Source organism: Emticicia sp. TH156 (assembly GCF_002855535.1).
Classification (GTDB): Bacteria; Bacteroidota; Bacteroidia; order Cytophagales; family Spirosomataceae; genus Emticicia; species Emticicia fluvialis.
Genome location: NZ_PKRS01000001.1, coordinates 169299 through 191425, shown reverse-complemented (window position 1 = coordinate 191425; position 22127 = coordinate 169299). Strand labels below are relative to the sequence as shown.

Here is a 22127-nt window from a genome sequence, read left to right as displayed (position 1 = left end):
TCTAAATGACATTGATTTTATGAAAATATTAAATAAAAAAATAGGATTCCTATCATTGGCATTAACGCTTAGTCTTTCTTCTTGTAAAGAAGATTTTCTGAACGCTGTTCCGGAGCTGAGTTTGTCTGATGCTACTGTTTTCAGTACTCCTGCCCGTGTTGAGTCACAGATAATAGGTCTGTATGGTTCTGCCAAGAGCGGCGCGCTTTTCGGTGGTCGTTATCTGATTTATAACGATATCCGTGCAGAAGAATTTGTAAACCGAACTACCAACTCAGTAACCGGTTACTCAACCTACCAGGGTAATCAGGACCCTTCAGATACCTATATAGCCAACTTCTGGATACAGGGTTATCTGACTATCAACCGTGCCAACTTGTTCTTGGAAGGGTTAACAGCAAATCCGAATGCCGTAAGTACAGCTTTGGCTGCCAATTACAGAGGCGAAGCGAAATTCATCAGAGCGTTGACCTATTTTTCTTTGGTACAAATTTTTGCTAAACCGTATGCATTAGACAACGGTGCGTCACCTGGCCTTCCTCTAAGATTAAAAGGAGAAGTTACCTCTGCCAATAATAATTTGCCAAGGAGTACTGTTGCTCAGATTTATGACCAAGTGTTGAAAGACCTGAACGAGGCAGAAAACGAATTGCCTGATAACTACAGCACTCCATTGTTGCGTACAACCAGAGCGCATAAAAATACGGCAATTGCGTTAAAAACGCGCGTATTGTTAGCGAAGAAAGATTACGCTGGTGTAATTGCAGAAGCCAACAAAATTGTATCGGCTTCTGCACCATTTACCTCTCCTAACAGAGTGGCGCATCAATTGCAGGCAGATGTAGTTTCGGTTTTCAGAGCTCCATATACTTCGGTTGAATCTATTTTCTCTTTCCCGATGGCAGAGACTAATGCCCCAGGTACCCAAAATCAATTGGGCTTTTATTTCAATGCGGGTAATGTAGAATACTTCATTAATACGGGTTCAACCGGTATTTATGCCAATCCTCAATTCAGAGCATCAGATGACCGTAAGGCCAAGCTAACGGTACCTACAACTAGTGTTGCGGCATTTCCTTCCAGCACTAAGTTCAGCGGTGTTTCACCGTTCATAGACTTCGTGCCAAACATTCGCTATGCTGAGGTATTGTTAAATCTTGCCGAAGCTGAGGCAGAAGCCGGAAGTCAATCACGTGCGTTGGCATTATTGACAGCCGTGCACCGTCGCTCAGATCCTACTTATGATTTTGGTTCACCATCAAAAGCAGATTTGATTAATGCGATTCTGACTGAAAGACGTATTGAGTTGTTTGCTGAAGGTTTCAGAACCGTAGATATTTTAAGAAGAGGTCAACCAATTAACTCTTTTGGTGCGGGTGCTTTAATTCAGCCATCTGACCCAAGATACATCTTTGGTATTCCTTTGACTGAAATCCAGACAAACCCTGGTATAGGTAATTAATTTATTGAAGGTTTTTTTTATATTTGTAATGGGTTGTCTGGTTCTACTAAGACAACCCATTTTTTTATATTAATTTAATTTTTTATAACAATGAAACAACTTGGAAAGCTATTGATTGTATGTTTTTGTTTTGCTGGTATGACAGTTAGTACGAAGGCTCAGATGGCTATATCGGCAGATGTAATGGGGGGTACACCAATTTCCGGTCAACCGTATACCAATATAAAAGGGTCTCCTTTTTTATTAGATACATGGGAAATAGGCACTGTTACCATGGCTTCGGGTAAAAAGTTTGAGAATTTAAGCATGATGTTTGATCAGGTAGCCAATATGGTTATTTTTAGAGGCGCAGACGGGCAAAGTAAAGCTTTTAGCCAGCCTGTGGCAGCATTTACTGTAAAAAAGGGAGCCGACGTTTATAATTTTGAAAGAAGCCCTGACGGTGTTTTTTATGAAAAACTATTGACCGGAAAAATTACTTTATGGAAGAAAAACCAAAAGTCTATAATTGACGAGAAGCCGTACGGCTCAGCTACTGTGCAAAGAAATATCTTGAATAACACCAGCTATTATATCGGAGAGCTTTCAAAACTTTCAAAGATAAAAACCGATAAAAAATCTATTATTGCCTTATTTGGCGACAAGGCCGGAGAGGTTGAGATATACATAAAAAAGGAAAAATTGGGTACAAAAGAAGACGCCGATTTAATACGCATATTTGATTACTATAATAGTTTGTAACTGGTGACTAGTTCTAAAAAAGCTATATAGGATTAATAATAGTAAAAAGTACATTATTAAGCAGTGGTAATTGTATAATTGCTACTGCTTTTTTGCTTTAGTTGTAATTACTGATTCAAGGGGTAGAGAGTTAAAAAGAAAAAGTTATGTAAGAGGTTACATGCCTCTTGATTTAACCGAATATCCGAGTGGTATCTATTATTTAAGAATTTCAGCCTATGGAAGGCAGTTTGTTCGTAAGGTTGTAAAATGATGATTTACAATCATAACTCTGGTTTGCTGGCCTCATTTTTGTAAGGCTATTCGGTTTTTTTGATTTTTTTTTGCCAGAAAATTAAAAAATTAAAACTGAGTTATGATGTGAAATAAAAACCTGAAATTTTAAAGCCGAATGAAAGCTAATATAACAAAAAAAATGCTGATTCATAGCTAAAATGGGTATTTTTGCTTAATTCTGACATTGGGCTTCGTATATACTTTTTCCACGCTTTATAAATAAACGTAGTTGGACAGAATTCCCCAATTTGGGGAATTTCAATTCTCAATTTTATGGGTTTGCATGAAATGATTTTGGCATAAATGGCGTTAAAGTAATTGCAATAACTTATAATAAGCCTATGTTTAATTTCTTGCACCTCATTTATTTGTTGGTAACACTCAATTTTACAATGCCTGTAGCCCATGAAACAGCCAGTAAAAAAACAACAGATGGTAGTGTGGCTACCACAAATAATGTAGTAATGACATTATACAATCAATGTAATCTGGCTGGTATTGTGAGCTTCGAGGCATTTCAGAAATCAATTGCCGGGTATGAGAAATACCACCCCTCAAAATCTGTCATTACTATAATTGACTTTAATTTACCCTCTACAAGGGAGCGCTTCTTTGTGATAGACCTGATGCAAAAAAAGTTACTTTTTTCTTCGTTGGTAGCACACGGGCAGAAATCAGGCGATAACATGGCACAGTTTTTTTCTAATACTATGGAGTCGCACAAAAGCAGTCTCGGATTCTACATGGTTGGGCAGATTATCCGTAGCCCCAAGCATGGTATGGCTTTATTGCTGGCAGGTTTACAGAAAGGTATTAATGATAACGCCCGTCGTCGTGAGATAATCATACATGGCGCTGATTACGTAAGTACAAACTTTGTGAAGCGGTTTGGTAGATTAGGTAGGAGTTTTGGATGCCCCGCACTGCCCAATGAGCTGGTACCCCAGGTAGCTCCGGTGATAGCCGATGGCAGTTTGCTATACATTCATCGTGAAAACACATCCGCACCGTATGCTCAAAATTAGAAACGCTGTTGTTTTTTTGGGTCTTGTTTTATTGGTTATAGTTAGTCTTGGTGGCTGCAAAAAAGGGAAAAAATTCCGGAGAGGCGCTTTGCAGGACTCCACCGTTTATTCAACAAAGAACTTCACAGATATACTGCTCGACAGCTCGGTTGTTAATGCATTCTTCAGTGGTTTTGCCGTAAAAGATACCATCAGAGAAGAGGTAAACGAGTTTTATGCCCGCCGTAACTACCAGTCGGCCTGGTTTAGCAAAAAGGGTATGAATCATGCCGCCCTTAACTTCCATAATCAGCTTAAGAATTATGCTTATGATTTTGCCGATACCAGTTTTCAGAATCATGAACTGGATATGCTCATTGATGATGCCGAAAACGACGAAAAGGGTTTTTTGAGCCGAACTAAAGATGTACAAAGGCTTGAGTTATTAATGACCACTACTTTTTTTGAGTATGCCGAAAAAGTTTATGGAGGTATAGCTAAAAATCCGCTTGATCTGGAGTGGTTCATACCACGTAAAAAGAAAGATTATCAGTTACTGCTCGACTCCCTTGTATCTGTTAATAAAGGAGAGCATGTAAAAGAGCCTGTTAATGAATACTACATCAGGCTTAAAGATAAACTTCGCATTTATAGAAATATTGAGCGCCAGGGCGGCTTGCCCAGGATAGTAACCAATAAAAATTTGTTGGTTAAGGGAAACATCGATTCAAGCCTGTTGGCAGTAAAGCAAAGTCTTTATTTAACGGGCGACTTCAGTATAAAAGATACCAGCCGGATTTTTACCGATTCTCTGGTTAATGCCGTGGCGAGTTTCCAGCAACGGATGGGCTTAAAAGCAACGGGTAAAATTGATGCACCTACATTAAAAGAACTCAACAGGCCGATTGAGTATAGGATAAGGCAGATAATGCTTAATATGGAACGCCTGAGATGGGTACCGGTTGAACTGGAAAAAAATCACTTGCTGGTAAATATACCCGAATACATGCTGCATGTGTTTGAGAATGGTAAGCAGGTCTGGACCATGAACGTGGTTGTAGGTAAAACGGCGTCTCAAACTAGTATTTTCAAAGGAAACATGTCGCAGATAGTCCTGAATCCTTATTGGAATATACCGCAAAGTATTGTACGCAATGAAATTTTACCACAGCTGAAAAGAGGAACATCGTATCTGACCAGAAATAATATGGAAGTATTATCGGGTAATAAGGTCATTGACCCGTCGAGTGTTAACTGGAATTCGTTTACAAAAAGTGTACCTTATGCATTCAGACAAAAACCGGGAAGAAGCAACTCTTTAGGTAAGATGAAGTTTTTGTTTCCGAACAGCTTCAATATTTATTTGCATGATACGCCATCGAAGGGGCTTTTTGGTGCGTCAAACCGGGCGTTTAGCCATGGTTGCATCAGGTTATCTGACCCTAAAAAGCTGGCGCTTTACCTGCTGAGAAGTAATGCAGAATGGAACGAAACCAAGGTTGACGAAGTACTGAAAACCGATAAGGAAACCGGAATAAAGCTAAAACCGCCTATGCCTGTATACATAGTTTATTTTACAGCCTGGGTTGATACAGCCGGGAAAATTAATTTCCGCAATGATTTATACGGCCTGGATGAAAAACTGGCAGGGGAGATATTCGGAGAGTAAGCTCTAGTTCAGATTAAGGCCTATAGCAATGCCAAACCATGGTCTGGATTGATAAATCCAGGCCTTTTTATTTTTGTCTAACAAATTGTCTAAACCTGCTGATACCCCTAATGTAAAATTATTGATTGCAAAAATCCCGGCAATGCCTTTATTCCATACAATGCCATCATACTCCTGGTCAATTGCCGGAAAAGTATTTGTGGGGGTCATGGCGGTGTTACCCAGGCCATTAAAAATGCCCCACGAAAATCCATAATGAGTGATATACCTGAATGAATGCCCGAGCAAATCTGGCTTATAGCTCACAACATATTTGTCTATTCGATAACCCAGATAAACTGCACCATTAATATTAGCATTTAGTTGCGCAGGTACACTATGGCGGGCAAAGCGATATTTTATGGGAATGGTCAGAAAATCAATATCAAAGCTATTGCCTGTAAAGGCGCTTTTTCTGATGCCGGCCTTGTTTATTTCTACAGGGAATACCTCCTCAGGGTTGAGGGTATCAAAGGTAGTTTTATTCGCGGCCACGCTTAAAGGATGAATGCGGAGCGTCTCGTCCTCTATATTAACATAAACTTTTCTGGTCAGGCTCTCTCTTTTTTGTTTGTAAATGCCATCTATCAAAACCTTTTTTGGGGTTGTACTAATTACACCACAGCCTGAAACTATAAAAACAGAAAGCAGAAGCAAATGTCTTTTCATGTTTGAAATTAGCACGTTTTTTAGAATAAGCGCGCTAAATATACTGAAAAAGCCCTGAATTAACAATTCAAGGCCTTTTCGGTACTATTGCAAACTTAATTCAAAAACTCCTTATCGCGGTCATTACCTACCGGAGAGTTTTCACGAATCTCGTTGTATCCACGGTTATCGCTTATGTTTCCATCTTCCGACTTCCTGATGCTTTCTTCACGTCCTTCCACTGCCTCGCGCAAATCTGATTCCCGGTCTTTAATTTTCTCTTTTCGTTCTTCTTCTTCTTTTAACTGTAATTCCTGAGCCTCATCGCCTTTTTCGGGTCTGTCATCTTCATTGCCGATAGACGACGAAGAACTGATAGAAGAACCATAGAATTTTGGTTGCTCAACTCTAGGGATATCCTGCTTACCGGGGTAATTTATTTCATCCGGCGATTGATCAGGGATAATATCAGGAGCCCTCGGAGGATCCATCTCGCTTCTTAACGGCGGGCTATCTGTGCTTTCGTTGGTATCTGCCACATCGGCCAGCCGCTCATCAATAGTGTCTTGTTGCTGCTGCGCCGAACGTTCGGGTTCCATGGGTGGCACATCCCAGGTTTTTTCTGGTTGCGCATTATTCGGTTCTATTGCTTGTTCGTCATTCTGACTGTAAAAGCTGTTTTCCTGGTCTATCATAAAATTGTGTTTTTTGTAAGGCCAATAGCAAAAATTATATGCCATTTACGATTGTATTGAATGTTGTGAAAGATGATACTCAACATGTGGAAGCACCCCTGGGCTATATTGATAAGCAAGTTGCTTTTATTGCAGGATAGACAGAGGGAAGGCCATAACCTGTTGCTGATAAGCCCCCAACTAACCTGGGCAAGCAATTGAGGCATATAAATAGAGGCAGCACCGGGCATTCTGCCTGATTTTGGAATGACTTTGTCGATTTAATAGAATAGGAAGTCTATTTTATGAATAGGTTGTTTGTCAATGCCCTTAATAATTTGTAATATTCACATTCATTCAGCCTGAATAAAATCTATTTAACCTTTTTTACTAATGAAAATCTTACTTGCTTCATTTTGGCTTTGCTGTGCGCTTAGCCTGACAGCCTTTGCTCAAACCCCGACCTTAACACAGGTATGGGAAACTGATACCACACTCACAACGCCGGAGTCGGTGCTATACGACGCCAGAAAGAATGTCTTGTATGTCTCTTGCATTAATGGAAAATCGGTTCCCGAAAATCAGGAAAGCTTTATTGCTAAAATAGGTCTGGATGGCAAAATACAACAAAAAGTTGTTACCGGGGGGCTCAATGCCATTAAAGGCATGGGCATTATTGATAACAAACTATATGCGGCCGGTTTTTATGCAGTGGTTGAAATTGACCTGGCAAGCGGAAAGGTAATTAATAAATATGATGTGCCGGAAGCCAAAATGCTGAATGATATTACGATTGATGAAAAGAACAAAACTTTGTATGTGACCGATATGCGCGCCAACAGGGTTTGGAAACTACAGAATGGTAAACTTGAAAAAATACTGGATGGCGGCCTGCTTAAAAATCCGAACGGATTGTTTTATGATAATGGCCAGCTCTTGATAGGCAATGGCGAAGGTATTTTGTATGCCTATGATACCAAGACTAAAGAGCTAAGCAAATTTGCTGAAGGAATGGGTACCGAGAAAAGCGGCATTGACGGCATAGAGTCTGATGGTAAGAAAGGCTATTTTGTTAGTGAGTGGAGAGGCCGTATCTGGCATGTAACACCCCAGGGCAAAACAAACCTTTTACTAGATACCATTGAAAAACCAATGAATACTGCCGATTTTGAATACATTGCCAGCAAAAAACTACTGGTTGTGCCTACTTTTCTTAAAAACAAGGTAGTAGCTTATAAAGTAAATTAACCCACAACAGATTTCAGCCTTATATCCTATCTATCAATCCGGAAATGAACATTATCATCAAATACAAATCTTTACTTTCAATCGCAAAACTGTTATCGTTTATTGTTGTTTTATTGATTAGCTTTTTAGGAGCCGAAAAATCTTTAGCCCAGAATGCAGTGAAATTTAAACTGAAAGGTAAAATAGTAGATGCGCAGTCTAACGCACCGCTTGCCTTTGCCAGTGTACGGCTATATAAATTGCCCGACAGCTCTTTTGTTACCGGTAATATTACAGACGATGCCGGTGCTTTTTCTATTGATGCACCATCTGGTACTTATTATGCGCTGCTGGAGTTTATTGGATATAAAGCCACCAAAACGGTGCCTTTTTCATTATCACCCGATAAACCTTCGCATGATTTAGGAATCCTGAAAGTAGCCACCTCCAGTAATGTATTGAATGAAGTAGAGGTGCGCGCCGAGAAAAGCTCAATGGAGATGTCGCTAGATAAACGTATTTTCAATGTGGGTAAAGATTTGGCCAACGCTGGTGGCACGGCCATTGATATCCTGACCAATATTCCTTCATTATCGGTTGATATTGATGGTAACGTAAGCCTGAGAGGCAGTAATAACGTCAGGATTCTGGTAGATGGTAAGCCGTCAGGGCTGGTGAGTATTAAAGGGGGTAGTGGCTTGCAACAACTTCAGGGAAGCAGCATTGAACGAATTGAAATCATAACTAATCCATCGGCACGCTATGAGGCCGAAGGGATGGGGGGTATCATTAACATTATTCTTAAAAAAGAGCGTAAAGAAGGCTTCAACGGTTCTTTTGATGTGATTACTGGTTACCCGACTAACCTGGGTCTGGCGGCTAATGTAAATTATCGGCGTAAAAACCTTAACTTTTTCGTTAATTATACGGCTTCGTACCGAAATACTCCGGGCAGAAACTCGCTGTATCAGGAGTTTTATCAGGGCGATTCAACGCTCATAACCCAGCAGAACTCAACCAACAAACTGAAAGGTGAGAATAACAGTGCCCGTGCAGGTATTGATTATTTCTTTAATGATAACAATATTCTTACAGGCTCGTACCTGTGGAGAATAAGCAAAGGAAAACGTTTTTCGGATATCAGATACCGTGATTACCTGAACAATTTAAATAACCCTACCGGTATTACTAACCGCACACAGGACGAAACTGAAACCGAACCCAATGCTGAATATGCCCTTACTTACAAACGCAAGTTTGCCAGAAAAGGCCATGAGCTGACGGCCGACGTGAGGTATCTGGATAACTGGGAGGATTCTGACCAGTATTATAACCAGCAGACTTACAGACCTGATGGCAGCGCCTCTGATATTCCGGCTATATTGCAGCGCTCGCTGAATTATGAAACCGAGAAACAGTTGTTGTTTCAGGCAGATTATACGCATCCGTTTGCTAAAGAGGGTAAATTTGAATTGGGTGCCAGAAGCAGCTCGCGCGATATGACCAACGATTTCTCGCTGACACAAAGGGGAGATAATGACGTGTGGTTCCCGATTGCCGGTTTTACCAACGATTTCCTTTACGAAGAGAACATCAATGCGGCTTATGGTATTATTGGCAATAAAGTAAACAAGTTTTCGTATCAGGCTGGGGTTCGGGCAGAGTGGACAAATGTGACCACTACGCTAAGAAAAACCAATGAAGTAAACCCGCGTAAGTACAATAACCTGTTTCCGAGTGTGCATATTACTTATGAGTTTCCGAAACAAAACTCTATGCAGATTAGCTATAGCCGTCGTATCCGTCGCCCGACTTATAATGACCTGAGCCCTTTCTCAACTTTCAGCGACAGCCGTAACTTCTGGAGCGGTAATCCTGATTTGAATCCGGAATTTACGGATGTGTATGAGTTGGGTCATATCAAGTATTTCGAGAACGGGTCTATCAGCTCATCTTTGTATTACAGATATACCGATGGCAAGATAGTACGTATCAGGAAAGTAGACGATGCCGGCAATTCATTTACAAGGCCTGAGAACCTGGCTACCGAAAACTCGTTCGGCTATGAGTTTACTGCCTCTTTAACGCCCTATAAATGGTGGAAAATGGATGGCAGCTTTAACTTTTTCAGAGCCATTACCAATGGTGCTAACTTTGATGCCAGCCTTAAAAGTGATACTTACAGCTGGTTTACGCGTATGACCTCACGCTTTACTTTCTGGAATAATACCGATTTCCAGATACGTGGTAATTACGAAGCACCACAACAAACCCCACAGGGAAGAAGAAAAGCCATTGCCGTGATGGATTTGGCGGTAAGTAAAGACATCATGAAAAACAATGCCACATTGACTTTGAATGTGAGCGACGTTTTCAATTCAAGAATTTATCGTTCTGTTACTGAAGGACCTAACTTTATTACTGAAAGCCGCGGACAAGGGCGATTGAGACAAGTGAACCTGACGTTTAACTATCGTCTGCATCAGGCTAAGAAGAAAACAAAAGAGCCTGCTGAGGGAGAATTTTAATAGATAGAGAATTAATTCAACCGTGCCACGCTTATCCAAGTCTTGAATAGAGCGTGGCACGGTAGTCAAACAGGAAAATAAAGTGTAAACACAGCTCCCTGATTTTCTCCGCTTTCTGCATAGATATATCCATTGTGCAACTGCATGATTTTCTTACACAAGGCAAGCCCTATACCTGTGCCCTGATATTTATCTGCCGAATGTAGGCGTGTAAATATCTTAAATATCTTATCGCTGAATTCGTTTTCAAAGCCTATGCCATTGTCAGCAACAGTAATTTTGTAGTATAGTTTTGTGTCGTCAGGTTCTGGTGATTTTACTGGCTCCTGCTCTTGCTTAATTACTATTTTCGGCCATACGCCATCTTTGATAAACTTCATAGAATTACCTATCAGGTTGCTGAACAACTGATGCACAATAACGGGTATGCCTTCTATGAAAGCTAAATTAACTGCAACAACGCTGGCGTTTTTTTCTTCAATATCTTCTGCAAGCTCTTGTTTTACTTTATTGATCAGGGCAGCTAAGTCAATTTTTTCGAGTGTTGTTTCAGAATGCCTGATTCTGGAATAATTAGTGATATCTGAAATAAGTTTCTGCATTTTGTTGGCAGAAGCATTCATTTTTTGGAGTGTGGCGCTCATATCAGCCGATAGATTCTTGTCAATGTTCAATAAGCGCGACGAAAACAATTGTATTTTACGCAGCGGTTCTTTTAAATCATGAGTGCTTATCCAACTGATATTTTCCAATTCAAGGTTCGATGCCTCCAGTTGTCTGGTCAATTCTCTTTGGCGGGCTTCTTCTTCAGTAAGCAGAATAAGTGTAATAAGTTTCTGAATAGAATATGAAAAAGTAGCGGCGGCGGTCAGCTCTGTCTGGGTCCAGTCGTAAGAGCGGCATTTTACAATCTGCTGGTATTTTTCAAATGATTTTCTTGGCGAAAGCCCGTTTACATCTTTCATTATGGCTTTTTCAGGGTCTCCGCTCCAGTTAATAGTCTGAAGGCTTTCTGGTCTGAACCAGACTATGGCTTCATTATGCACTACCCCCAGCTGGTAATACAATATACCAGAGGCCACCGAACACCATGCTATGGCTTCAGGAAAATCTTCAGAAAGTGCCGAGGTGTTAAAAATGCCGTTTGCTGCTTTTTGTCTGGCCAGCTCTGCAATTTGCAGAATTACAGGGTCGTCAGGTGTTTTTCCTGCTTTGTATACAACATTGTTCAGTATCACCGCTACGCCTGCGGCATGGCATATTTCAAGTATCTGAGGCTGATTTACCAATGCTTGTAAAGAGGCTCTTTCGGGTACAAATGTTTTGTTCAGTAAAGTCTCTAAAGAGGTGTTTATTCTGGCTGCCACGGCGTAACCTTCGGCCATTTCCCGAACCTGAATCTGTGATGTTAGAAAATGCCCCTGCAACTGCGCTGTAATGCGGGTGTAATGGTCAAGATATTTGGCCGAGTAATGATGGCAGGCAATAAGCCCCCACAGCTTGCCCTCGTGCAAAAGAGAAATAGTTAGTGTGGCGCTTACACCAATGTTTTTCAGGTACTGCACATGAATAGGCGATACGCTGCGCAATGTTGAGCAGCTGAGGTCCAGGTCTTTGTTGCTGCTGTTTTCTTTAGTAAGTATCGGTACAGGGGTGTAATTAACATCTACTATCAGGCGCATCAGGTTCCTGATGTATAGCTGCCGTGCCTGAACAGGAATATCCGTGTGCGGATAATGCAAACCCAGAAAAGGCTCGTGTTCATCAACTTTGCTTTCTGCAAATATTTCGCCGTTATATTGTTTATCGAAACGATACACCATTACGCGGTCATATCCGGTTAATGCCCGTATTTCTGTAGCTACGCTATGGCAAAGCTGTTGCAGGGTCATGGCCTGGCTCATGTACCGTGCAAAGTTAATGGCCTGGTCATAAACTGCCGATACCCTTGGAATATGCTCCGAAACCGGCTCAAATTCACACAAAAAGGTATCTTCTGCCTGATGTACCATACATTGAAACTGAGTGTTTCCTATACCAAGAATATGAGGCGCCGCCGATGTGCGCTGAAGCTCAGTAAGGTAGTGCCTGAACTGCGAAAGCTGGTCGGCCCCGATAAGCACTTCAATAGGTTGCTGAAGCAGGTTTTCGACTTTGAACTGGGTAAATTCAGGGATATTGGCACTGCAATATCTGATTACCCCGTTAGTGTCTGTGGCTACTAAAAAACCATGAGGCTGAATACTGCCCGGTATATGAATAGGCTCTTGTTCGCAATTGGTAAGGTTAACAAGCTCGCGGTTAACTATATCTTTCAATGCCATCTGTTAAGACTCCAAATGATTTTTTATTGACCTGAAGGTATCAGTTGCTCCGGCAACGATAGCGGCATCAGCATCATTTTGTAATGAATAAGTCTGTAATGTTGTTAAAAACGACTTCCACAATTGCCCCGTTTCGGCGCCATAGCCTTCAAAAAAAGAAGCGCCGTCAGATGACAAAAGCCCTAAGTGTTTTTCAATATGCTTAAGAATGATTCTGCCACCCAGTGTTGAGCCTTCCATTACATACATACAACCTAAGGCGTACGGAACGGGCGGATGCCCACCTGCATTCTGAATATTAAAAACATCCTGTTCTATTGGCTTTGCCGATAACCGGTTCAAATCATGGTCAATCATCGCAAGTCTTCGTCTGCGTGGCAAATCAGCAAGTGTATCAATCAAAACCGGAAAAACGCAATTTTCGTAAAAATCAACCACACTCTTCATTTTTTGAAGATAGAGCAGGTAGTTTTCCATTGAAACGTTTTCTTCAAGCAGGGCTTTTGAAAGAGCAGTTTTTTCTAATTCAGTATGCAGAACTCCGGTCTCAGACCTGAGTTTGCTTAAAATGCTATCTTGGTGGGTCATGTATTCCTCAGGCAATTGTCAGAGAAAAGATATTTGTTCAGCAATAAACAAATTCTTTCACAGGCTGCGATTCTAAATAGCTGTTCCAGTTTAAACTCAATAACTCGGCAAGAATATTCTTGAGTTTGGTATAAGAATCAGGCTTACAAACATACAGAGTAGCCCCCGATTCTTTTGCTTTGGCAATAGAACTGGTATCGTTTGATGTAGAGAGTATCACCACAGGAAGATTTTTATGCGATGAGTCTTGTCGTATTTCACTCAATACCTCAAAGCCATCGGCATAAGGCATATTCAGGTCAAGAAAAAGTATGTCCGGCTTGGCCTGGGTTTCTTTCAGCATCGATAGCAATTCTATCCCGTCACTCTGAAACTCAATCAAAAAATCAGGATGTATTTCGTTGATTATTTCTTTAAATATTTCTTTATCGTCAATGTCGTCATCAGTGTAGAAAATCTTATAATTCTTAGTTTTCATGTGTTCGCATTTAAGAGACATCAGAGTAAATTTAACTCTTCAGATAAGCCTCAGGAAATAATAAAATTCGGTAAGTAAATACTTTGTGTCTCATAGTATGCAGCTGTTCAAATTTCTTAAAATGTAAACAAAAAACATAATTATTTAGGAGGTTTAATCAAAAATGGAGAGGTGAACGGCTAATATGCCACGCAAATGGCATATTTAGTAGATAAAAGTTTTGGTGGATATATATACGTTTTTGCCTCTATAAACGCCAAAAATTGGCTTGTTCTTGTGTGGCTTGTGTTATTCTTAATAAAATCATAACAAAAGATGGTCTGCTATTTGGTGGTTCTTTCCGTTTTTTGTCCCCTCGTTTTATAATTATTCACATTTTGATGCCCTGTCTTTAGGTGTATCAGCAGGTACACAATGGTCTTTTAAGGGCGGGCCGGGGTATTAATAAAAAAAAGCATTTTAATGAAAAAAACATTGTGGTTAAGTGCGCTTGCTGTTTTGGCAACAATAGGGTCGTTTACAGTTGAAGCACAGAAAAATCAGTATCCAAAAAACATTATTTTTCTGATTGGTGACGGCATGGGCACCGCCCAGATTTACTCGGGCATTGTTTCGGCTAAAGGCCCGCTTAACATTGAGCGCAGTAAAGTAATTGGTTTTCATAAGAACCATTCGGCCGATAATTTTATTACCGATTCAGCCGCTGGCGCCACTGCGTTTTCTACCGGGCAAAAGACCTATAACGGCGCAATTGGGGTTGATGCAGATAAGAATCCGTTGCCTACGATTCTTGAAATTGCCGAGCAGAAAGGGCTGGCTACCGGCCTGGTGGCTACATGTGCCATTGTAGATGCGACGCCGTCATCATTTATTGCGCATCAGCCTTCAAGAAAGATGTCGGAAGAAATAGCAGCTGATTTCCTTAAAACAGATATTGACCTGTTTATTGGGGGTGGCCGTAAGTATTTTAACCAGAGAAAAGACGGAAGAAACCTGCTAGATGAACTGAAAAGCAAAAATTATCAGGTTGCGCAGTCAATTGATGAGGTGGCCAAAGTAAAAAGTGGTAAACTGGCCGGGCTGATTGCAGAGGGCGACCCTGTGAAGATATCGGAGGGCAGGGGAGACCAGTTGCTGGTGTCTACCCAAACGGCGCTGAATATTCTGAAACAAAACAAAAAGGGTTTTTTCCTGATGGTAGAAGGGTCTCAGATAGATTGGGGTGGCCACGCAAATGACACCCAGTATATTGTGAACGAAATGCTTGATTTTGACAAAGCCATTGGCGAGGCCTTTGATTTTGCGGATAAAGACGGTAATACCCTGGTAATAATTACGGCAGACCACGAAACTGGTGGCTTTTCTTTGAACGGCCTTTCTAAAGACGGTAAAGTGGAAGGCAAGTTTACTACAGGTGGGCATACAGCTGTGATGATTCCGGTTTTTGCTTACGGCAAAGGCGCTGAAATGTTTGCAGGGTTTTATAAGAATAACGATATTTTTGATAAGTTGAAAAAAGCATTCAATTTCAAATAACGGTAAAGTGCCCCATAGAATAATATTTTTTATGGGGCTTGTTTTTAAGTTTTACACCACTGCTTACCTAACCTGCCTGATTTGAACAGCATGGCCCGCCATTTCTGATTGTGCTGAACTCCCCCCCGTTATTCTTAAAGGTTTAAGGCCTCTTTTATGATGTGGAACAAATCGTGATACAGGTAGATAAAAACCTGAATTATGACGATGTATGTTCTTGTAAGCCCAAAATTGCCTGTTTTTTGTCGATATGTGCCTAAATCAAGTCCTTCTCAGCTTTCATCATCTTAGGTTCCGGGTTTATCTATTCTGCATTTCTGCTATAAAAATGACCTGTATATTTGACTCATCAAAGAAAAAAACAGTTCAACATTTTAAATTTTATGTATCATGAAGAAGTCATTTTTTATTCTTGCCCTGGGTTTAGTTATCAGCAGCTTTAGCTATGCAAAAGCAGAAACTCCGGTTGCCAAAGGCACAAAAATCGAATCAAAAATCAGTGTTTTAGATATGAGCAACCTTCGTCTGAAAGTACTTTTTGATGATGTAACAAAAAATACCGCAAGCATTGAAATTTATAACGCTAAGGGTGAAGTGTTTTATCAGGAGCTTAGCCAGACTAATAAACCATTGGTGCTGAATGTAGAGCATCTTGACGACGGCGCTTATACCCTGGCGGTATCTGCCGGAAATGAAAAATTAATCTACGATTTTAACATTGAAAGCAGGGTGTCTCGAGTGGCGGTTCTGAAGAATTGAAGAATAGCAGTTAAAACCATGCCTGATAGGCCCTTTACAGGATTGTCGGGCAATGAGAAATTAATCTACGATTTTAACATTGAAAGCAGGGTGTCTCGAGTGGCGGTTCTGAAGAATTGAAGAATAGCAGTTAAAACCATGCCTGATAATCCCTTTACAGGATTGTCGGGCATGGTTTAGTTAATATAAGCCGTAGTATTGATGTGGCAGGTTATTGGATAAAAAATCCGGTGATTCAAATCCTGTGATGAACAGGCTAAACCACCGGACTACCAACTTATTATTTACTTCTTACATATAAATTATTACTGATAGACTCTAATGTTACTTTGGGGCCGCCACCATTTACAGTGCCTTCAAGCGGATACCCAACTATAGGGTTCTTTTGTCTTTTGCTTGTGAAATCAATTTTCAGGTCAGAGTAAACTTCGCCGGTAACGGTTTTCATACCTAGGGTTCCACCTTTGCCTTTAGGCCAGCTTACATCAACAAACCCGCTGATGCTCTTGGCTTTTATTGCGCTGTAAACTGAGTTAATCCAGATGTTTCCGCTTATCGTTTCCAGCTCTAGTTCGGCTTGCTTAGGCAGATAAACCTCATAGTTTATTTTGCTGCACACATAATAGCTTTTGCCGTTGCGGTTCCATGATGATTGGTGGGCTTTGCTATCAGGGCAGTCTTCTACATTCCCGTCTTCAAGCAGCGCATTGTTAAAGTCGGTTTTCAGACTTATCTGGCTTGTTGTACTATTGCTGCTTACCGTTAACGCATCATTCAGCTTACCAGAGTTTATTTCTACGGCAATTTTTACGTAAACCTCGGCTTTATCCCAGTATTTTACCTGAATGTCATCAGCAAATCTGAGATTAAGATTAACCGATTGAGCCGTAGAAAAAGGCAGATGCTTTTCTATTAGTTTTGTTTTTTGCGCGTAGCCGATGTACTGGCTAAATGCCAGCATAAGTAATATTAATAGCTTTTTCATAATTTTTATATAGGACAAAGGTTGTTATTTTTGCTTGCGTAGGTAAATATTGCCGCTTACCGAATTCAGATTCAGGTTTACGCCGCCGCCATTCAGAGTGCCTGCTATATTGTGGCCGCCACTCACTTTTGGCAAACCATCTTTACCCGGTTTCAGGTTCATGTCAAGGTCGCTATAAACCTCACCTGTTACCGATTTTACCAATACCGAAGCTTTTGTGGTTGAGGGCAGTGTAAGGTCAATCTCGCCGCTCACCAGAGAAATAGCACATGGTTTTGATTGGTTCACGTTTTTGAAAACAGCCGTAAAATTGCCACTGATACTGCTGGCTACAATAGGCCCGGTAACGTTATTTAGTTTCATGTCGGCATTGTTGGTTTTCATTTCCAGGTCTCCTTCTACATTATTGATGGCTATCCAGGAGCCTTGCCAGTTAATCTGTTTGTACATCAGACTTGCTTTATTCGGGATAAGAATCGTGTATTTAGCCGACTTTCTTGATGCTTTTTCAATCTTTAATATTCCATCTTCTGACGTAACAGAAAGCCCTATACCGGTATTATCAACGTTTGTATTATACAAGGCTTTTAAACCCTTGGCTTGTTCGGGTAGTATTTCAGTACTTCCCCCTCTGATGATCACCTCATCACCGCTATGGCCTTCAATCTTTAGGTTGTCGGCATCCAGCTCTATGGCTATTTTGCTGCTGGCGTTGTTGGCAAGTTTGTGTTTGTATTCCTGCGCCTGGGTATAAATGGCTGTCAGAAAAAGACAGGCGAGTATAAGCATGTGTTTTTTCATTGTAATTTGCTTTTAGATAATTCTGAATCGATTAAAAATGGGATATTCGCTGAACAAGGCCTTACATTTCTTCGAAAATCCGTTTGTTGTTAATTGTTTACAAGGTTATTAATCTGGCTGCGCCTTCCTGTGCTTTCAGACGTACAATATCCAATGCTGCTTTGTCTTTAGAGATTTGCTCAAGGGTAGTTGATGCGCGTTTCTCTTTCATTATTACCAGCAGCTCAATAAGTGTAATCTGAATATTTGGGTCGGTTTGTATTTTGAGCGACTGAATGAGCCCTTCTCGAACCATGGGTTCATCTTCAAAGCGAGCCAGCGCCTGGCAGGCAGCCAAGCGAACGTTTACGTTGTCGTCGAAATTCAGGGTATTGATTAACAACTGTATCAGCTCCTGGTCAAGCTCTTTCAGCTCAAGGCTTTGATGTACGGCATCAATCCGGTCACTGGCCGACGTCATTTTCACCTGTTCAAACTGTAAGGTTTTTTTTAGGTTTGATTCCGGCGTGCTTTCAACAATCAGTATATCCGGCCTACTGTTATTGTAATAGTATCCGGCAGTAAATCCACCTATTAACAAGGCAATGCCGGCGGCTATTCTTCTGCTAACGATGCCAAACTGCACCACCCTTCCGCGCTTTTGTATGGTGTTTAATACCTGAGTTTTTATTTGCGCAGAGGGTTGCTCTTCCGCTGCCTTTTGGTAATACCCAAATTCGGCCACATGGTGGTGCAAATGGGGTGGCACATCGCTTTTACTGAAAAAATCTTTGATATACTTTTCTTCCTGTAGCGACGTTTCTCCCTCGTAGTACTTCTCCAATAATTTTTCAATTTCCTGATGCATAATTGTTCACTTTTAAATAACTGTCTCTGACACTCTTCCGGGCTCTTGATAAAATAACTCTGATATTGTTGACGGTCAGGCCTGTAACCTGCTCAATGTCTTCAAATGAATACTCTTCCACATCGCGCAGGTGCAAAACCGTTTTCTGAATTTCAGGCAAGGCGTCAATAATCTTCTTTAATAATTCATTACTATCGGTTAACTCCACCAGTTCATAAGGTGTGTAGGCAAATTCGCCTATATCAAAGGTCTCTAATCCGGTATGCGTGTGGTTGTAGGCATACGACTTCAGTTTGTCAAGGCAAAGGTTCTTGGTCATCTGTACTGCCAGCGCTTCCACACTCTGGTATGCCTCAAGCTGTTGTCGTTTGTCCCACAGTTTCAAAAATACTTCCTGCACGGCATCTTCTGCCTCCTCAGAATTCCTGAGGTATAATTTGGCCACCCTGTATAAGCGAGCCTGGTGTTGAAGAACCGATTGTGTAAATACTTTTAAATCCATTTCAATAACATAGACGACCCACCTAACGAAACATTACAGAATATTTAATTTTTTTTTTGATTGATAACAGCGTAAGCTATAAAACTGAAGAATATGGAAAGCAATTTAGCGAATGTTTAGAGAGAAAGCAGGAAAAATAGTGGCTAAGGATATATGTAATAGTTTACTAATAAGGATTGATTTTATGGCCATAACCATAGCAAAAGTAAAGCCATTCCGAAAATTTTGTTTTTGAATGCTGTATTTCAATTCCTATATGGTGCGATTGGTGGTGTTTTTAGTTAATGCAGTTATTACCGTTGTAATTTTGTTTCAATTCCTATATGGTGCGATTGGTGGCTAATTATAAATACAACTTTAAAGATGCAAAATACATGTTTCAATTCCTATATGGTGCGATTGGTGGGACCAGGTTCTTTGTCGGTTACAATCGCGGGGATTGTCTTTCAATTCCTATATGGTGCGATTGGTGGTTAATGAATATGAGACCACGTTCAAAATAGACTGAAACTTTCAATTCCTATATGGTGCGATTGGTGGTTACAAAACCCTTTGGAGTTTCAGGCTTTAATACACACAGTTTCAATTCCTATATGGTGCGATTGGTGGTGTCATACTCAAAAGCTCACTGGTAGTAGTACCCAAACGTTTCAATTCCTATATGGTGCGATTGGTGGCGTGGGGGGTACACCTCAGTTGACATAAATCGCGTTGTTTCAATTCCTATATGGTGCGATTGGTGGTTGTTGCATAAATTAGATTTTATTAAACCTCTTTGAAGTTTCAATTCCTATATGGTGCGATTGGTGGTAGGATATTTTCTGAAAATGCCCTACTTGATGAAGTGTTTCAATTCCTATATGGTGCGATTGGTGGTGGATTTAGCTATCCTTTCTCCAGCGTACCGCTTTAGTTTCAATTCCTATATGGTGCGATTGGTGGTTGACCGAATTTCTATTTACAGAGCATAAAAACGCGGTTCAATTCCTATATGGTGCGATTGGTGGGTGTGGTGCATCTGGGCAAAACCCGGATGTTTCAGGAGTTTCAATTCCTATATGGTGCGATTGGTGGAAATAGTAGAATCGCTAATATCGGAATCCGTACTATCGTTTCAATTCCTATATGGTGCGATTGGTGGTCTATTGCCCGTATTTGCTCCGTAATCGTCGGGTATCGATTTCAATTCCTATATGGTGCGATTGGTGGCAACGTAGAAAAATCCATCGTGTTTATACCGGCATATTTCAATGCCTATATGGTGCGATTGATGGTATCTGTGTACTGGTTTGTCCCCCAACACCCCGGTATTTCAATTCCTATATGGTGCGATTGATGGAACTTGTCAAACAGCGAAAAGCCGCTGGCAATCACATTTCAATTCCTATATGGTGCGATTGATGGGGGGGTACAAGGGGGGACAAGTGCCGGAAAGACTTTATTTCAATTCCTATATGGTGCGATTGATGGCTCTCCCTCCGGTCTCTTACCCTCTGCGTAAGATATAATTTCAATTCCTATATGGTGCGATTGATGGTACTATCTGGTTTTGTGAACGGTAAGATACGTATAAAATTTCAATTCCTATATGGTGCGATTGATGGGAAATGGTTGAAAGAAAAGAATCTAAGTCAGACAAAATTTCAATTCCTATATGGTGCGATTGATGGCGCCGCCTGGTGCAACCTTTTTTTTGTGTCCTATACATTTCAATTCCTATATGGTGCGATTGATGGGAGCCGCTTTTTAGCCTGTCTAGCGCATTATCAATATATTTCAATTCCTATATGGTGCGATTGATGGATAATTATCCCGGGGAACCTTTTAAAATTCAGGGTTATTTCAATTCCTATATGGTGCGATTGATGGGAAACCACAGTAAGCGCATTTTTTTCCAGAATACAATTTCAATTCCTATATGGTGCGATTGATGGTTCATATGGCTAACTACTTTTATGTTTTATCGGCCATATTTCAATTCCTATATGGTGCGATTGATGGTCAGGGTGTCGTTTTGCAGCCGGGCGGTTTCGCTGTTATTTCAATTCCTATATGGTGCGATTGATGGAATCCAATCGCATTGCCCTCAACTGTAGCCCATATCAATTTCAATTCCTATATGGTGCGATTGATGGCTGCCATGCTAAGGTAACACTGATTGAAAATAAAGACATTTCAATTCCTATATGGTGCGATTGATGGTGAAGACGGTGCGCCTCCATACGTTTATCTTGACGAAATTTCAATTCCTATATGGTGCGATTGATGGATTAAGGCATAGATAAGCGCGTTCGTGTCATAAAACTATTTCAATTCCTATATGGTGCGATTGATGGTTTTCAGATTAGCTATATAGGTATTATTTGCAGCTAATTTCAATTCCTATATGGTGCGATTGATGGAATGTCTGCTTTAGGCGTAACCGTTGAGCTGTAATAATTTCAATTCCTATATGGTGCGATTGATGGTGCACACCATGTAGAACTAGGCAATGCTTGTTAAAATTTCAATTCCTATATGGTGCGATTGATGGTATTTGTTCTGCTGTCATGCCGCCGTAATTGTTAAATTTCAATTCCTATATGGTGCGATTGATGGCTTAAGCAAACGCTTAAGCTTTTTAGAAATAGAAAATTTCAATTCCTATATGGTGCGATTGATGGTGTTAACCCTTGCTTTTCGCGTGCTTCTTTTATTTTTATTTCAATTCCTATATGGTGCGATTGATGGTTCAAAGCGTTGGATTTTAAGCCCTGTTCCCAAAATCATTTCAATTCCTATATGGTGCGATTGATGGTTTGCGAAATCGGGTAAAATTTTACACCCGTCAGTACATTTCAATTCCTATATGGTGCGATTGATGGATAAAGATGCTGTTTTAATCAGTGTACACGCGAATGCATTTCAATTCCTATATGGTGCGATTGATGGTGTGTGACATTTTGTTGTTTCCAAACAATTTTGAGGTATTTCAATTCCTATATGGTGCGATTGATGGTTCAGGGTGTCGTTTTGCAGCTTAGCCGTTTCGCTGTTATT

At 40.6% G+C, this 22127-nt stretch carries 18 protein-coding genes and 1 CRISPR repeat array (1 of these 19 only partly in view); of the genes, 9 read left to right on the top strand and 9 right to left on the bottom strand.

The features are described 5' to 3' along the window. Positions 1-19 precede the first annotated feature (19 nt). The 5 genes from C0V77_RS00800 (at position 20) to C0V77_RS00785 (ending at position 5152) form a co-directional block, all read left to right on the top strand. The gene (locus tag C0V77_RS00800; RefSeq protein ID WP_101724412.1) at positions 20-1462 is read left to right on the top strand and encodes a RagB/SusD family nutrient uptake outer membrane protein; all 1443 of its coding nucleotides are present in this window, start codon (positions 20-22) and stop codon (positions 1460-1462) included. Positions 1463-1552: 90 nt separating this feature from the next. After that, positions 1553-2203: a hypothetical protein gene (locus C0V77_RS00795; RefSeq protein ID WP_143705983.1), complete on the top strand. Its 651-nt coding sequence runs from the start codon at positions 1553-1555 to the stop codon at positions 2201-2203. 70 nt (positions 2204-2273) lie between these two features. Beyond that, a complete protein-coding gene (locus C0V77_RS23540) occupies positions 2274-2456 on the top strand; it encodes a T9SS type A sorting domain-containing protein (RefSeq protein WP_143705982.1) in 183 nt (60 codons plus the stop codon). 364 nt (positions 2457-2820) lie between these two features. Further along, positions 2821-3504 carry a murein L,D-transpeptidase catalytic domain family protein gene (locus C0V77_RS00790; RefSeq protein WP_101724410.1) on the top strand — a complete coding sequence of 228 codons (684 nt, stop codon included), beginning with the start codon at positions 2821-2823 and terminating at the stop codon, positions 3502-3504. After that, entirely contained in the window at positions 3491-5152 is a 1662-nt protein-coding gene (locus C0V77_RS00785; RefSeq protein ID WP_101724409.1) for a murein L,D-transpeptidase, read from the top strand. The genes C0V77_RS00790 and C0V77_RS00785 overlap by 14 nt, the downstream gene beginning before the upstream one ends. A gap of 3 nt (positions 5153-5155) precedes the next feature. Here the strand turns inward: C0V77_RS00785 and C0V77_RS00780 are convergent, their stop codons facing one another. Beyond that, positions 5156-5860 carry a hypothetical protein gene (locus tag C0V77_RS00780; RefSeq protein WP_101724408.1) on the bottom strand — a complete coding sequence of 235 codons (705 nt, stop codon included), beginning with the start codon at positions 5858-5860 and terminating at the stop codon, positions 5156-5158. 95 nt (positions 5861-5955) lie between these two features. After that, a complete protein-coding gene (locus C0V77_RS00775) occupies positions 5956-6534 on the bottom strand; it encodes a hypothetical protein (protein ID WP_101724407.1) in 579 nt (192 codons plus the stop codon). A 372-nt stretch (positions 6535-6906) separates the two neighbouring features. Between C0V77_RS00775 and C0V77_RS00770 the strand changes: the two genes are divergently transcribed. After that, complete coding sequence (locus C0V77_RS00770; RefSeq protein WP_101724406.1) at positions 6907-7761, top strand: SMP-30/gluconolactonase/LRE family protein; 855 nt, start codon at positions 6907-6909, stop codon at positions 7759-7761. A 44-nt stretch (positions 7762-7805) separates the two neighbouring features. After that, positions 7806-10268, top strand: a complete 2463-nt coding sequence (locus C0V77_RS00765) for a TonB-dependent receptor domain-containing protein (protein ID WP_101724405.1) — start codon at positions 7806-7808, stop codon at positions 10266-10268. Between the two features lie 65 nt (positions 10269-10333). Here the strand turns inward: C0V77_RS00765 and C0V77_RS00760 are convergent, their stop codons facing one another. Genes C0V77_RS00760 through C0V77_RS00750 form a run of 3 tightly spaced genes read right to left on the bottom strand, consistent with a single transcriptional unit; the run spans position 10334 to position 13658 of the window. Beyond that, on the bottom strand, positions 10334-12592 hold the full coding sequence (locus C0V77_RS00760; RefSeq protein ID WP_101724404.1) for an ATP-binding protein: 2259 nt from the start codon (positions 12590-12592) through the stop codon (positions 10334-10336). Between the two features lie 3 nt (positions 12593-12595). Further along, on the bottom strand, positions 12596-13180 hold the full coding sequence (locus tag C0V77_RS00755) for a biliverdin-producing heme oxygenase (protein WP_101724403.1): 585 nt from the start codon (positions 13178-13180) through the stop codon (positions 12596-12598). A 37-nt stretch (positions 13181-13217) separates the two neighbouring features. Then, positions 13218-13658: a response regulator gene (locus tag C0V77_RS00750; RefSeq protein WP_158237855.1), complete on the bottom strand. Its 441-nt coding sequence runs from the start codon at positions 13656-13658 to the stop codon at positions 13218-13220. Positions 13659-14120: 462 nt separating this feature from the next. Between C0V77_RS00750 and C0V77_RS00745 the strand changes: the two genes are divergently transcribed. Both C0V77_RS00745 and C0V77_RS00740 read left to right on the top strand, forming a co-directional pair. Next, a complete protein-coding gene (locus C0V77_RS00745; RefSeq protein ID WP_101724401.1) occupies positions 14121-15194 on the top strand; it encodes an alkaline phosphatase in 1074 nt (357 codons plus the stop codon). A 390-nt stretch (positions 15195-15584) separates the two neighbouring features. Beyond that, entirely contained in the window at positions 15585-15953 is a 369-nt protein-coding gene (locus C0V77_RS00740; RefSeq protein WP_101724400.1) for a T9SS type A sorting domain-containing protein, read from the top strand. Positions 15954-16233: 280 nt separating this feature from the next. Here the strand turns inward: C0V77_RS00740 and C0V77_RS00735 are convergent, their stop codons facing one another. The 4 genes from C0V77_RS00735 to C0V77_RS00720 all read right to left on the bottom strand — a co-directional run bounded on the left by C0V77_RS00735 (position 16234) and on the right by C0V77_RS00720 (position 19088). Next, the gene (locus C0V77_RS00735) at positions 16234-16938 is read right to left on the bottom strand and encodes a hypothetical protein (RefSeq protein WP_101724399.1); all 705 of its coding nucleotides are present in this window, start codon (positions 16936-16938) and stop codon (positions 16234-16236) included. Between the two features lie 24 nt (positions 16939-16962). Next, positions 16963-17739: a DUF4097 family beta strand repeat-containing protein gene (locus tag C0V77_RS00730; RefSeq protein WP_101724398.1), complete on the bottom strand. Its 777-nt coding sequence runs from the start codon at positions 17737-17739 to the stop codon at positions 16963-16965. 97 nt (positions 17740-17836) lie between these two features. Then, complete coding sequence (locus C0V77_RS00725) at positions 17837-18586, bottom strand: HEAT repeat domain-containing protein (protein WP_101724397.1); 750 nt, start codon at positions 18584-18586, stop codon at positions 17837-17839. After that, the gene (locus C0V77_RS00720; RefSeq protein ID WP_101724396.1) at positions 18570-19088 is read right to left on the bottom strand and encodes an RNA polymerase sigma factor; all 519 of its coding nucleotides are present in this window, start codon (positions 19086-19088) and stop codon (positions 18570-18572) included. The genes C0V77_RS00725 and C0V77_RS00720 overlap by 17 nt, the downstream gene beginning before the upstream one ends. A 242-nt stretch (positions 19089-19330) precedes the next feature. Then, a CRISPR array of direct repeats spans positions 19331-22127; the repeat unit is 30 nt; unit sequence ATTTCAATTCCTATATGGTGCGATTGATGG (it continues 5458 nt past the right edge of the window).